12 protein-coding genes and 1 tRNA gene are annotated in these 13638 nt (G+C 67.9%); 6 read left to right on the top strand and 7 right to left on the bottom strand.

Going from position 1 to position 13638, the window contains the following annotated elements:
• The first annotated feature begins 4 nt into the window (after positions 1–4).
• The 3 genes from ACLF6P_RS23255 (at position 5) to ACLF6P_RS23245 (ending at position 4063) form a co-directional block, all read left to right on the top strand.
• Entirely contained in the window at positions 5–1393 is a 1389-nt protein-coding gene (locus ACLF6P_RS23255; RefSeq protein ID WP_415952589.1) for a cystathionine beta-synthase, read from the top strand.
• 306 nt (positions 1394–1699) lie between these two features.
• Positions 1700–2920: an acetyl-CoA C-acetyltransferase gene (locus tag ACLF6P_RS23250; protein ID WP_415952588.1), complete on the top strand. Its 1221-nt coding sequence runs from the start codon at positions 1700–1702 to the stop codon at positions 2918–2920.
• Positions 2921–3163: 243 nt separating this feature from the next.
• Positions 3164–4063 (top strand): hypothetical protein, encoded by a 900-nt coding sequence (locus tag ACLF6P_RS23245; protein ID WP_415952587.1) that lies wholly within the window; start codon positions 3164–3166, stop codon positions 4061–4063.
• A 94-nt stretch (positions 4064–4157) separates the two neighbouring features.
• Here ACLF6P_RS23245 and ACLF6P_RS23240 read toward each other — a convergent pair whose 3' ends face one another.
• Positions 4158–4562 (bottom strand): hypothetical protein, encoded by a 405-nt coding sequence (locus ACLF6P_RS23240; protein WP_415952586.1) that lies wholly within the window; start codon positions 4560–4562, stop codon positions 4158–4160.
• Between the two features lie 117 nt (positions 4563–4679).
• Between ACLF6P_RS23240 and ACLF6P_RS23235 the strand changes: the two genes are divergently transcribed.
• On the top strand, positions 4680–4910 hold the full coding sequence (locus ACLF6P_RS23235) for a DUF4287 domain-containing protein (RefSeq protein WP_415952585.1): 231 nt from the start codon (positions 4680–4682) through the stop codon (positions 4908–4910).
• Between the two features lie 101 nt (positions 4911–5011).
• Here ACLF6P_RS23235 and ACLF6P_RS23230 read toward each other — a convergent pair whose 3' ends face one another.
• Entirely contained in the window at positions 5012–5902 is an 891-nt protein-coding gene (locus tag ACLF6P_RS23230) for a Bax inhibitor-1/YccA family protein (RefSeq protein WP_415952584.1), read from the bottom strand.
• A 206-nt stretch (positions 5903–6108) separates the two neighbouring features.
• On the opposite strand from ACLF6P_RS23230, the gene ACLF6P_RS23225 reads away from it, so the two are divergent.
• On the top strand, positions 6109–6183 hold the full coding sequence (locus ACLF6P_RS23225; RefSeq protein ID WP_381671703.1) for a 50S ribosomal protein bL37: 75 nt from the start codon (positions 6109–6111) through the stop codon (positions 6181–6183).
• Between the two features lie 177 nt (positions 6184–6360).
• Here the strand turns inward: ACLF6P_RS23225 and ACLF6P_RS23220 are convergent, their stop codons facing one another.
• The 5 genes from ACLF6P_RS23220 to ACLF6P_RS23200 form a co-directional block, all read right to left on the bottom strand.
• Complete coding sequence (locus tag ACLF6P_RS23220; RefSeq protein ID WP_415952583.1) at positions 6361–7533, bottom strand: YeiH family protein; 1173 nt, start codon at positions 7531–7533, stop codon at positions 6361–6363.
• Positions 7534–7668: 135 nt separating this feature from the next.
• Entirely contained in the window at positions 7669–8397 is a 729-nt protein-coding gene (locus ACLF6P_RS23215; protein ID WP_415952582.1) for a hypothetical protein, read from the bottom strand.
• Between the two features lie 89 nt (positions 8398–8486).
• A complete protein-coding gene (locus ACLF6P_RS23210; RefSeq protein WP_415952581.1) occupies positions 8487–9107 on the bottom strand; it encodes a hypothetical protein in 621 nt (206 codons plus the stop codon).
• Positions 9108–9258: 151 nt separating this feature from the next.
• On the bottom strand, positions 9259–11673 hold the full coding sequence (locus ACLF6P_RS23205) for a hypothetical protein (protein ID WP_415952580.1): 2415 nt from the start codon (positions 11671–11673) through the stop codon (positions 9259–9261).
• Between the two features lie 662 nt (positions 11674–12335).
• Positions 12336–12418 (bottom strand) — tRNA-Leu (locus ACLF6P_RS23200).
• Positions 12419–12792: 374 nt separating this feature from the next.
• On the opposite strand from ACLF6P_RS23200, the gene ACLF6P_RS23195 reads away from it, so the two are divergent.
• Positions 12793–13605 carry an ABC transporter ATP-binding protein gene (locus tag ACLF6P_RS23195; protein ID WP_415952579.1) on the top strand — a complete coding sequence of 271 codons (813 nt, stop codon included), beginning with the start codon at positions 12793–12795 and terminating at the stop codon, positions 13603–13605.
• The last annotated feature ends 33 nt before the right edge of the window (positions 13606–13638 follow it).

Here is a 13638-nt window from a genome sequence, read left to right as displayed (position 1 = left end):
AACGGTGCAATTCCACGACTCGATGATCAGCCTCGTCGGCAATACCCCGCTGGTGAAGCTCCACAAGGTGACCGAGGGCATCAGGGCGACCGTCCTGGCCAAGGTCGAGTACTTCAACCCGGGCGGGTCCGTGAAGGACCGCATCGCGTTGCGCATGATCGAGGCCGCCGAGCAGAGCGGCGAGCTGCAGCCCGGCGGCACGATCGTCGAGCCGACCTCCGGCAACACCGGTGTCGGACTCGCCATCGTGGCCCAGCAGAAGGGCTACAAGTGCATCTTCGTCTGCCCGGACAAGGTCTCCAGCGACAAGATCAACGTCCTGCGGGCCTACGGGGCGGAGGTCGTGGTCTGCCCGACCGCGGTCGACCCCGAGCACCCCGACTCGTACTACAACGTCTCCGACCGTCTCGTCCGTGAGACCCCCGGCGCCTGGAAGCCCGACCAGTACTCCAACCCCAACAACCCGCGCTCGCACTACGAGACCACGGGCCCCGAGCTGTGGGAGCAGACGGAGGGGAAGATCACCCACTTCGTCGCGGGCGTCGGCACGGGCGGCACCATCTCCGGCACCGGCCGCTATCTCAAGGAGGTCAGTGACGGCCGGGTCAAGGTCATCGGCGCCGACCCCGAGGGCTCCGTCTACTCGGGTGGCTCCGGGCGCCCGTATCTCGTCGAGGGCGTCGGCGAGGACTTCTGGCCGACCGCGTACGACCGGAACGTGACGGACCGGATCGTCGCCGTCTCCGACAAGGACTCCTTCCAGATGACCCGCCGCCTCGCCAAGGAGGAGGGCCTCCTGGTGGGCGGCTCCTGCGGCATGGCGGTCGTGGCGGCGCTCGAGGTGGCGCGGGAGCTCGGCGAGGACGACGTGGTGGTCGTGCTGCTCCCGGACTCCGGGCGCGGCTACCTCTCGAAGGTCTTCAACGACGAGTGGCTGGCCCAGTACGGCTTCCTGGAGGAGTCCGGGCCCTCGGTCGGCGACGTGCTGCGCGAGAAGGAGGGCGGCATCCCCTCCCTGCTGCACATCCACCCGGACGAATCGGTCGAGCAGGCGGTCAGGGTGCTGCGCGAGTACGGCGTCTCGCAGCTGCCCGTCGTCAAGTCGCCCGGCGAGTCGGACGAGGCGCACACCGACATCAAGGCGGCCGAGCTCATCGGCTCGATCTCCGAGCGCGCCCTGCTCGCCGCCCTGGTGGCGGGCTCGGCGAGCCTGAAGCAGACCATCGAGGAGCAGATGGCGCCGCCGCTGCCCGCCGTCGGCAGCGGTGAGCCGGTCGCCCGCCTCAGTGAGGCGCTCGCGCAGGCGAGCGCCGTGGTGGTCATGGACGGCGGGGAGCCGGTCGGGGTGCTCACGGCGCAGGACCTGCTGGCGTTCGTGGGGTCTGCGAAGTAGCGAGGGCTGCGGAGTAGCGGGGACCGCGAAGTAGCGGGTCCGCTGAGTAGCGGCGGTACGGCGTGCCGGGCCGGGGGTGTCCGCATCGCGGTGACGCGGTGCGGACACCCCGCCCGCGGCACCCCATACCGAAATCGGGGCGCTGAGCGTACGCTTAGCAACAGGATTCCTAAGCGCATGCTCAGAAAGAGGCGGGCGTCACAGGCCGTAGCCGGTGAACTTGACCGTACGTACGGGTAACTTCCCACTCGGCCGCGCCGAAACGACGCCCAGCTCAGCCGCCGTCCCCGAGAACCGGAGCCCGTGATGCCCGAAGCCGTGATCGTCTCCACCGCCCGCTCCCCGATCGGCCGCGCCGGCAAGGGCTCCTTGAAGGAGCTGCGCCCGGACGACCTCACCGCCACGATCATCCAGGCCGCCCTGGCCAAGGTCCCCGAGCTGGACCCGAAGGACATCGACGACCTGATGCTCGGCTGCGGTCTGCCCGGCGGCGAGCAGGGCCACAACCTGGGCCGTATCGTCGCGGTCCAGATGGGCATGGACCACCTGCCGGGCTGCACCATCACCCGGTACTGCTCCAGCTCGCTGCAGACCACCCGGATGGCGCTGCACGCCATCAAGGCCGGCGAGGGCGATGTCTTCATCTCCGCCGGTGTGGAGACCGTCTCGCGTTTCGCCAACGGTTCCTCCGACGGCATGCCCGGCACCCACAACCCGATCTTCGCGGACGCCGAGGCCCGTACCGCCGAGGTCGCCCAGTCCACCGGCTCCACCTGGCACGACCCGCGCGAGGACGGCCTGCTGCCCGACGCGTACATCGCGATGGGCCAGACCGCGGAGAACCTCGCCCGCCTCAAGGGCGTGACCCGTCAGGACATGGACGAGTTCGGCGTCCGCTCGCAGAACCTCGCCGAGGAAGCCATCAAGAACGGCTTCTGGGAGCGCGAGATCACCCCGGTCACCACCCCCGACGGCACGGTGGTCAGCAAGGACGACGGCCCGCGCGCGGGCGTCACCATGGAGGGCGTCTCCGGCCTCAAGCCGGTCTTCCGCCCCGACGGCCTGATCACCGCCGGCAACTGCTGCCCGCTGAACGACGGCGCCGCGGCCCTGGTCGTCATGAGCGACACCAAGGCCCGTGAGCTGGGCCTGACCCCGCTCGCCCGCGTCGTCTCCACCGGCGTGACCGGCCTGTCCCCCGAGATCATGGGTCTGGGCCCGGTCGAGGCGAGCAAGCAGGCGCTGAAGCGCGCGGGCATGACGATCGACGACATCGACCTGGTCGAGATCAACGAGGCCTTCGCCGCGCAGGTGATCCCCTCGCAGCGCGACCTGGGCATCGACATCGACAAGCTGAACGTCAACGGCGGCGCGATCGCCGTCGGCCACCCCTTCGGCATGACGGGCGCCCGCATCACCGGCACCCTGATCAACAGCCTGCAGTTCCACGACAAGCAGTTCGGTCTGGAGACCATGTGCGTCGGCGGCGGCCAGGGCATGGCGATGGTCATCGAGCGCCTCAGCTGACCGGCGGCCTCCCGCGTACGGCCACCGGGCGACACAGCTGACACCCGTACGTGACTCAATCTCCCCCAGGATGTGACCTACGTCCTGGGGGAGTGCCGTTTGCGCAGGTCAGCGACGTACCCCCATTCGGGTGAGGTCAAACGACCCGCCCGATTCGTGACCTTCTCCACTGACAGGGTGAGGAACCGGGCGCCAAGCTGTTGTAGGAAGTCGGGGGTCGACTTTGAAATCAGGAGTACGTCAGTGAGTGCCACCTTGAGTGTCCTGCTGCTCGCCGCCGCCGCTGCCACGGCGCTGGCCGGCGCCACGGCGCTGCACACCGTGCGGGGCCTGCGGCGGGAGATATCCGCGCTGCGGTCCGAGCTGGCCGCCGACCGCACCGCCGCCGAGGCGCGCGTGCCCGCGGCCCGCACGGCCTCGGACCGCCCCGACACGGCCGCCATCCGCAGCGCCGTCGCCGAGGCCCTGGCCGAGGAGCGCGAGCGTGAGCTCGCCGAGGCCCGCGCGTTCTGGGCCGCGCAGGAGGCGCGGGACGCCGCCGACGCCCCCTCGCTGCTCGGCGGACTGCCGCCGAACCTCGCCGAGGAGCTGTTCCTGCCGCGCCAGTCGGACTTCGCGGGCCTGGAGCGCCAGGTCGGCGAGCTGGACCTGGAGGCGCTCGAACGCGATCTGGAGTTCCCGGAGACGGCCGAGGAGATCGCCGCCTCCGAGGAGCTGGCGCGGATCGAGGAGTACCCCGGCGACTCCCCCGAGCTGGCCGCGGCCCGCCGCCGCCACCCCTCGCACCCCGACTTCGTGCCCGTGCAGTCGATGGGCCCCGCCCAGGAGAGCACCTCGCTCTCCGGCGACCACGAGCACACCGTGGACCGCCTGGCCGCGCTCGCCGACGCCCGTACCGCGCTCAGCGACGTCCGCCCCGGCCCGCTCGGCACGCTCGACGTCTACGTCTTCGCCGACGGCACCACGCTCTGCATGACCCCCGGCCACCGGGAGACGGCGGAGCGCCTGGCCGCGGCGCTGCAGGGCGGTGACACCCCGGTGCTGCTCGGCGGCTCGGGTGTCTCCGGTGCGTACTCGCTGACGTTCGCGTGCGGGGACGAGAACGTGTACATCCTGGCGGACCGGGTCATCGCCTCCGCGTAGGTCCGCAGAGTTCGACCCGTACGGCGAGTGCGCCGGGGTGCCCGTCCTGGGCACCCCGGCGCACTCGCACTGTCAGATCACACGCGCTGTCAGATCACACTCCCGCGCGCCGCTGCGCCTCCTCCACGAGCGCCACCGCTTCCGCGAGCGCCTCACGCGTGGCCGAAATCTTTCCCGGCCCCGCGCCCGATCCCTCTTCCGGCCCCGCGCCCGGTCCCGCGCCCGGTCCCTCTTCCGGGGCCTTTTCCGCACCCGTCAGAGCCACCGCCAGATCCCGCCCGGCGACCGTCACCTGATCGGCGACGGCGAACATCCCGGCATCGTTCATCTCGCGCAGCCCGCCCTCGACGCCCTCGATGATCTGGGCACGCCGCGCCAACTCCCTGGCCAGGGCAAGCGCCTGGGCCGCCGCACCTCTCTGCAGCCTGCTCTGCGGCGCGGCACGCAGCCGGTCGGCGAAATGGTCCACGGCAGCGTCGAGCGGCGTCGTATCAAGCACGGAACGAGCCTATGCGCCGCTCACGGGGCATTGCCAATGCCCCCGCACTCAGGCACGGTGGCCTGAAGAGGACTTCCGACCCCATATCGCCAGATACGCCAGCGTCCGGAGGCGCCGATGTCCCTTGTCAGCTCCGAGGAGACCCACCGCAATCTGCTCGCCCGCATCCCCCACGCCACCGGCCGCGAAGTCGCCGACTGGCTCCGCGCCGTCGAGGAAGGCCCCGCGTTCCTCCGCTTCGACGACAAGGTCAGCTGGCTCCGCCAGGAGTACGACCTCGCGCACGGACACGCCAAAGCGATCATCCACGAGTACGACATGAGGAAGGCAGCGCGCAGGCTCCGCTGAGAAGCCGCGGCTGCGCATACGCCGAAGGGGCTCCCGGCCGGACCGGGAGCCCCTTCGCGTACTGCCGTTCACGGCAGGCGCCGCCTACGACAGGCGTACTGCTAGTCGTCGCCCTGCAGGATGGCGATCAGTCGCAGCATCTCCAGGTAGATCCACACCAGGGTCATGGTGAGGCCGAAGGCCGCCATCCAGGACTCCTCGCGCGGGGCGCCGTAGGTGATGCCGTCCTCGACCTGCTTGAAGTCGAGGGCGAGGAAGAAGGCACCGAGCAGGATGCCGACGATGCCGAAGACGATGCCCATCGGGCCGGAGCGGAAGCCCAGGCCGTCACCGCCCGCGAACACCATGAACAGCAGGTTCACGGCGGTCAGCATCAGGAAGGCGCTGGCGGCGATGATCAGGTAGCGCGTGAAGCGGGCGGTGACCCGGACGATGCGCGTCTTGTAGAGCACGAGCATCGTCACGAACACGGCCATCGTGCCGAGGACGGCCTGCATGGCCGCGCCCTCCGCCACGAACGTGTTGACGTAGTTGCTGATGGCGCCGAGGAACAGGCCCTCTAGAGCGGCGTACGTCAGGATCAGCGCGGGCATCGGCTTGCGCTTGAACGACTGGACCAGGGCGAGCACCATCGCCACGAGACCGGCGCCGATGGCCAGGCCGAGGCTCAGGTCGGTGATCCAGGCGAAGGCGGCGCCCACGATGACCAGACCGAGCGTCATGCCCGTACGGGCCACGACGTCGTCCATCGTCATCCGGCCGCCGGTGGTGACCGGGGCCTGGGGCGCGCCCTGCTGCGGCGCGTAGGGGTTCTGCGCGTACGGGTTGGTCGGCGCTGCGGTGGGCTGCTGCGCGTAAGGATTGCCGCCCGCGTACGGGTTGCCCTGGGTGCCTACGGCGGGGCCCCCGGCCTGCGGCCCGGCGTTGAATCCTGCCTGGCCGTTGTCGCGGCTGAATCCCCGTCGCGAGAAGACCGGGTTACTGCTCCTCATCTCACTCCTCCGTGGCCACCCTGCGCGGCCTTAGGTCAAGAGTAATGCGTTCGCAAAAGACGCACCCTAATGCTCAGGGAGGATCTTTTCCTACCCCCTGAACGACGTGGCATCCCCCACTGTTCCTCGCGCCGGGGACGGGGCGCGAGCCTAGACTCGGCACGACGGGGCAAATCACCCCGAACCACATGAATCAGGGAGGCCTCATGTCGACGCGTGGCAACAAGCGCAGGGCCCGCAAGAAGAAGAAGGCGAACCACGGCAAGCGCCCCAACACCTGAGCCGCCGTCGGCCCACCGACGGACACGGCCCGCCGCCCGTACGCGGAGGACCGCCCCCGCATCACGCTGACCGCCGGGAACGGCCCTCCGCGCACGAACAACCGCCCGGAACCGCCTCCGCGCACGAACCGGCCGCCGACAGCGGCCCTCCGCGTACGTCGGCGGCGGGTTCGCGCCTCAGGCCGTGAGCAGCACACCCGCATACGAGGCCGAGGCGACCAGAACCCAGGAGCCCAGCCCCAGGGCGGCGAGCTTCGCGCCGGAGCGGGTGAGGGCGGGAAGGTGCACGGCGGTGCCGAGGCCGAAGAGGGCGGCGGCGAGCAGCAGTTCCTGCGCGACATCGGCGGCATGGAGAAGTCCCGGCCCGATCAGCCCGCTGCTGCGCAGCACGACCATCGCGAGGAACCCGACGACGAACAGCGGCACCAGAGCCGGCCGCCGCTCCCGCCGCCGCCCACCCTCGCCCCGCACGGGGCCCGCTCCTCGCACGGGGCCTGCCCCCCGCACGGGGCCTGCTCCCCGCAAGGGATCGCGCCGTCCGCGCCGAACCGCGATCCCCACCCCCGCGACCAACGGCGCGAGCATCGCGACGCGGATCAGCTTGACGAGCACGCCCTCGGTCAGCGCCTCCGGCCCCGCGGTCTGCGCGGTGGCGACGACCTGCCCGACGTCGTGCACCCCGGCCCCGACCCACCGCCCGAACTCCACGGCATCGAGCCCCAACGGCCCTTGCAGCAGTGGCAGCACGAGGATGGCGAGCGTGCCGCAGAGCGTGACGAGCGCGACAGCGGCGGCGACCTCCGCCTCGAAGCGTTCACGGCCCTCGGTTTCCCCGCACCGCTCCCCCTTGCCGAGCACACCCGCGACCGCCCCGATCGCCGATGCCCCGCAGATCGCGTACCCGGTGGCGACGAGCAGCGACTGATCCTCGGACAGCCCGATGCGCCGCCCCAGCCACCGCGTTCCGAAGAACGTGGCCATGACGACCCCGGCCACCATGACCAGGCTCTCCCAGCCGAGCGCCACCACATCACCGAGCCCGAGCTTGAGCCCGAGCAGCACGATCCCGGCCCGCATGAGCCGCTTCCCGGCGGCCGAGAGCCCGGCCCGCCCCGCACCCCGCACGAACCCGCCCACGTACGGCAGATGCGCCGCCACGATCCCGAGCACGACGGCGGCGGTGAGACTCGGCACCGCGGGCCACAGCGCATGCACCGCGTACGCACCGCACACCCCGCCACCGGCCAGCGCAAGGCCGGGCGCGTTCCGCCGCATCACCGATCCCACCGGGCCGCGGCCGCCCCGCGGGGCGCCGCGCAGCTCGGAACGTTCAAGACTCCTGAGAACCATGAGCCCAGCGTGCGCCGGGCACAAAGCCGCCGGTAGACGCGTCCTGGATGGGTGGTCATAACCCGCACTTATGACCACTGCACGAACCGCGGCGGCCACTCCCCCGCGCGACCGGCGGCGAAGGTACGGCGGCGCTCAGACGGAGCGCGCGACCGTCGCCGCCGCGGTGACGTCGGCGACCGGCTCGATCGCGTTCGGGCCGTACGCCTCGGAGTCGACGACCTTGAGGAGGAGGCAGAACGTGCGGTTGCGGTAGGTGGCGGCCAGCCTGGCGTGGTGGCGGGCCAGGTAACGGGCCGCGGCGTGGTTGGCATTGGAGTGCTGGCCGCAGATGAGGAAGGCCGGCCGGGTGTGCTGCGGGTCGGCGTGGTCCGACAGGCGCGCAAGGAGGACGTACTCCACGCTTCCCGGGTCCATGCGGTACGTATGGCCGTCGACGGTGATGGCTCCGCAGTCCGGGCCGGAGGCGTCCGTCGTGTTCATGGTGAAGCCGGGGAGCCGGTTGCGCAGATGGGCCGCCATGCGCCGGCTGGAGACCGGGCCGCCGATACAGAACTCGGTCATCGCGCCGAGCCCGCGGCGGGTGGTGTCGTGCTCGACGATCTCCGCATCGGCGCCGCACTCCTTGATCAGGGTGGACAGTTCGAGCAGCGCGAACACATCACGCCGGGCGACCGACCAACGGGAGTCCCCAGCCTTGCCGTTGACCACGAGCAGACACTCCGCCCCCGACGCAAGACCGAAGAACCGTTGCCTGCGCCGCAGCGCCCGGCGCCACAGATACGTGCGTGTGAACCATCCGAGACCGGCGCTGATCGCCGAGGCCGCTATGCCGAGCAGTACGTTGCGCACGTCGTCGTTCATGGACGCGGATCGTAGCGATGTTCGACATGCCCTCACGGACCGCGCGCGGTCCAGCAAGCTTGGCGTGGGGCAAGGGCGCGCCGGTCTCGTCAGCCTTCACTCCGCGCATCGTCACAATATGCCCGAATGTCATCGTCTCCCACGGCGTCGCCGCAGAGAACCATCTTCCCGTTCAGGTCAATCGTGTACTGCCCCGAATACCCGCCGACAACATAGTCGATTCGCACTTGATCGATAACAGCTCCGCTTCGATCGGCCTTCACAACGAAGAGGAGCTCGGTGAATCCGTGCTTGTAGCGGGGACCTTCACACGACCGCTCGATACGCTGCTCTGCACGCAGCGGCTTGAATGCCCCGTTCAGCTCATGGCGCGTGCCACCTTCCGGATCAACGAAATCCGGAGGCTCTCCCGCTGCCGATACGAGGACGCTCGCATCACTGCCCACTTCACGCAGCACCAGGCCGACATCAACCGGACGAACGTGTGTTCGGTAGCGCACTCGCTTGATGGTGACCGCATGGTCGCCCGTTTTACACAACAGATATGAACCGAATGTCGCCACCCAAGGATGGCTGTCCGGTTCGCTCATCACGACGTAACCGCCGGCATTCTGTGCACTCAGAATACCGGCGGCGGACCGCGGCGCATCCGCGGCTGTCGCGAAGAGAACAACTCCTCCCGCAAACACGCCGACAGCGATGCGCAGCAACGGTCGGATGGTCCGCCGACGACGTGATCGAGACACACATTGGCGGACCATCTCAACGACCATGGAACGGCTCCTCGGCGCTACGGGCGGGTTCCTGCATCGAAGTCCAGCTGCGAACGCGCCAGACTTTGCAGGGGTCAACCTGCAGGAGTCAATCTGCAGGAGTCAGCCGGAACGAAACGAAACGTGGCCTGTAGATGCTCGGATCACGGTAGTGCGCACCTTCGGGCCCAACGGTCGAGTCGAAGCTGTTGACGTTATAGGACAACGTCCAGCGACCGCCGGCCGTCAGCGTTGGATGCACATGGGCATTGTAGGCGAAGATGTTCTCGTCGCCGTAGCTACCAAATAGGCCAACTTCCGGCATCTGATAGAGAACATCCCGGTCCAAAGCCCGTCCGAACGCCCACGGCCGACAGTTGGACCACATTCTGATCTTGGCGCTGAAGGCGTCAAGGCTGTCCTGACTGATCAAAACAAACCCATTCCCTTCATCCCACTTGGTGACGCTGAATTCATTCGCGACGCCGACCGTGGAGTTGGTGCCGTCTTCCCAGTCCGGCTCCCACGACATGAGATTCGCGTTGTAGTAGACCCATTTGTCCACTTTGGACAGGTCGCTACCCTTCACCCGCGCAATCCTGAGAGCCTTGTTGGTCGGAGCGTCATCGATGCCGTAGATGTAGGTATACCCGTCCCCGCTCATCGAGGCAGGCAGGACGGCGGCGCCCCATTGGATGCGGCTCTCCCGGTCGGACGCAACCGGGATTTCCTTCACTGACATCGGGCTCTTCAGATTACTCAGCGAGAAAGTCGCGACAACGACCTTCTCCATCCCGAAATCCCAGCCTCCAGGACCGTATTTCTCCCACTGATGGTAGATCACCTGAAGACGCTTTTCTTTGTCCACCGTGGCGATCATTGCGTCACCGAGCCAGTACCAACGGGGGTGCTCGGGAGTGGAGGTCGCCGGCGGAGGCATGATCGCGGCCGGGGAGCTACTGGTTCCTCCGTGGATGGTCGAGAGTGAACTCCCGTCCTGGATCACGAACGTGTTGTTCACCATCGGCGCGCTGGTCGGCCGGGTTCCGTCGGAGTTGAGCGGCCCCAGGAAGGTGTCCGAGTAAAGCCAGAGGATTCTTCCGTCGGGCAAGCGAACGGAGTAAGTCGAGTCACCTCCGGTCCAGCCGTTCGGGGTGGTCTTTGCGTAGTTGTTGAAAGTCGCCTCGGGTGAGGCTTTGGCTTGCACATCAGTCGCCACAGGGGTCTTGAGGTCGGAGCAGTCCTCCGGAAGAATCTTGGAGAACTGACCTATCTGACTGGCAAGCCCCGGCTTTTCATCCGATCCACAGAGCCAGTTGGCGCCTTCCGCTCCACCCATTTTATAGGTGATCGTGGAGTCCTTGGACCATTCCCGCTCGGTCTTCAGATCAAAGCCGCCCGCCCAGCCACCGAGTTCCGTAATTCCCTTTGACGCTTTCCAGGTGTTTCCCTGCGAACCCCCTTCACCTTCGGATCGGCTCCACAGCGATGACGTCACCGGACCGCATTTCGTGAAGTCGCGGCCGATCCAATCCGGTCGCTCCACGACCTGATGCCTCGCCAGACCCGTGTAGTCACTCGGATACAACACGTGCCAGGACTTCATGTTGTACGGCGGAACGCTGCATTTGATGAGCTGGTATCGCACTTCCACCTGGTACTTGCGCGGCTTTCCGACGTCTGCATCTGCGGCAATTCCCCACGACGGCCACTCGTACGTCTTCTCCGTCGTCATGGTCGAGCTGCTCTCATCGGACCAGCTACCGGTGGGGAAATCGAGGTTCACGGCGACACTGAACTTCGCGGAGGCCCCCGTGGAAAACTTCATGCCGCCTCCCCCGTCATCGACAGGGTAGGTTTCTCCGATTTCCGACCAGGCGTCCCACTCGTCCAACACCTTCTGAGTTCCGCAGTGGTCGATGTCCGCGTCGAGCGCACTGGGCGCTTGCTGCAGGGTGACATCGAGCACGACCGGTTCCAGCGCCGCGAGTCGCGGCCGAGGGCCCGACTGTGGGGTGTTCAGCGGATCCGCCCATTTCCGCCCACTCAGCTTGTCCCCGACGGATCGAACCGAAGCAGTGGTGAAGGCCGTCTTCTTGGTCTTCGGGTCGTATATCTCGACCTCCAGCTGAACGATGTCGCCGGCCCAGATGAACTTCTTCTTCAGGGTTTTACGGTCGAGGGTGATCGCGAATTCGTCACCTTCTGCCGTCACGGCCGACCGCGGCAACTTGAAGCGAGGGACCGTGTCGCCCTTCTTGAGCTTCCGTTGGACATCTTGGTTCGGCCGCGCCCAGACACTGATGCGCGCGTCCTCAAGACGAACGTCATCACTCACTCGGCCGGTAAGGGCCACGGGCCCCTTGACGTCGAGCGACACCGGCGCAGGTGCGGATTTCCTGCCATCCGTGTCAGCGCTCGGCTCCGGCGCCTGAGCCTTCGCTGCCCGCGGAGCTTGATCACGGGTTTCCGCCTGAGTCGCTCCCGCGCTCAGCAGCAGTGCGCCGGCTGTGACCAGCGGCAACGAGATCGAACGGAAGGTTCGGTTTGCTGCGCGTCTCCAACGCACTACATTCCTGGTACGCCTCACTAACGCCTCCAGACAGGATCGGTACGTGGGGTGTGAGGGGCGCCCGACGGCCAGGTGGGGCGCCCCTCAACCTATTGAGGCATGCATGTGCTGCGAGCAGATGCGACGGGCTTTACCCGACTCGCCCGAGCGCGCCGAGATTAGCATGCACATATCAACTCGAGGTAGTGAAATGAGCCGATACCCCTGGGAATTACTCATATGCTTGAGCATTTCTTGAGGTAGCAACCATTCCGGATCACTGACCGTCACATTTCTCAAACTTGACGGCGCTGCCGGCGAATCACGAGCAGGCAAGGAGGGGCAATCCCAACCTTCGATGCCCGAGCCTGCCGCCGCGATCCGCGGGCACTGGACCGTGGAGGTTCAACACCACGTCCGACTGACCACGGGCCTGCGGCGGTGCGGTCGGCCGCCGCACTCCACGACGCCCCCGGCCACCGGCCCGTACTCGCCCTCAGCCGCGCCACCTACTTCCGCCGTCTGCGACGCGGCGTCCGCGCACTCGCCGCACGCCATACCGACGAGTGTGGTTGACAACGGCTTCCGACCCGCCAGGGTCCCGGCGCATGACGTTGAGCCGCAGTCGGAGAAGGTGCCCGGAACCGGACTCGAACCGGTACGCCCCCGAGGGGCAGCGAGGTTTAAGCTCGCCGTGTCTGCATTCCACCATCCGGGCAGGCCGCGGGATCGCTTGAGCGGAGTCCGAGCCTATCCGGACACATCCCCCGAACAGCGCAACCCCAGGCCGATGTTGTCTTATTTTATTGACGCCTGATGGAGTATCAGAAGTGGTCGGGCGGGTGAGCGTGCCTGGTGTGTGCGGTCGGGGCGTGGTGGGACGAGGTGTGCCGGTGGGTACAGGATTGACGGAATTCCGCCCCTCGGGTGAACGCAACCACCGCGGGATCTCCGTCCTCGGCCCCTCAGCGGCCCGCTCATCCCGGGGTCCCCCTCATCCCCAGGTATGACACCGGGGTGCGGCAGTCAGTCTGAAGACGGCCGTGCAAACCGGAGCTGCGGCTGACTACACGGCGCGGATCGGCATCGACGATGGAACGGTCCCGATCCCCGCCCCGACAGGAGCCAGCCCCCGTGACCACCACCCCCCTCACCGCCCAGGCCACCGCCGTAGCCGCCCGGGCCTCCGAGCTGACCAAGGTCTACGGGCAGGGTGAGACCCAGGTGGTCGCCCTCGACAAGGTGAGCGTCGACTTCCGGCAGGCGCAGCTCACCGCGATCATGGGCCCGTCCGGCTCCGGCAAGTCGACGCTGATGCACTGCGTGGCCGGCCTCGACAGCTTCAGCAGCGGTTCCGTGCGCATCGGCGAGACCGAGCTGGGTTCCCTGAAGGACAGGCAGCTCACCAAGCTGCGCCGCGACAAGATCGGCTTCATCTTCCAGGCCTTCAACCTGCTGCCCACCCTCACCGCGTACGAGAACATCACGCTCCCCATGGACATCGCGGGCCGCAAGGCCGACAAGCAGTGGGTGGAGCAGGTGATCGACATGGTCGGTCTGAGCGGGCGGCTCTCCCACCGGCCCGCCCAGCTCTCCGGCGGGCAGCAGCAGCGGGTCGCCGTGGCGCGGGCGCTCGCCTCGAAGCCGGACATCATCTTCGGTGACGAACCGACCGGAAACCTCGACTCGCGCTCCGGCGCGGAGGTGCTCGGGTTCCTGCGCAATTCGGTACGGGAGCTGGGGCAGACGGTCGTGATGGTGACCCATGACCCGGTGGCCGCCGCGTACGCGGACCGGGTCGTCTTCCTCGCCGACGGCCGCATCGTCGACGAGCTGTACGAGCCGACCGCCGACTCGGTGCTCGACCGAATGAAGCGGTTCGACGCCAAGGGCCGCACCAGCTGACACGTCGGCAACCGACTCCGTACAAACACACAG

It is taken from the genome of Streptomyces lothianensis, from assembly GCF_047779955.1.
Classification (GTDB): Bacteria; Actinomycetota; Actinomycetes; order Streptomycetales; family Streptomycetaceae; genus Streptomyces.
The sequence above is the reverse complement of the archived record's forward strand: the minus strand, read 5'-3'. Positions and strand labels throughout refer to the sequence as shown.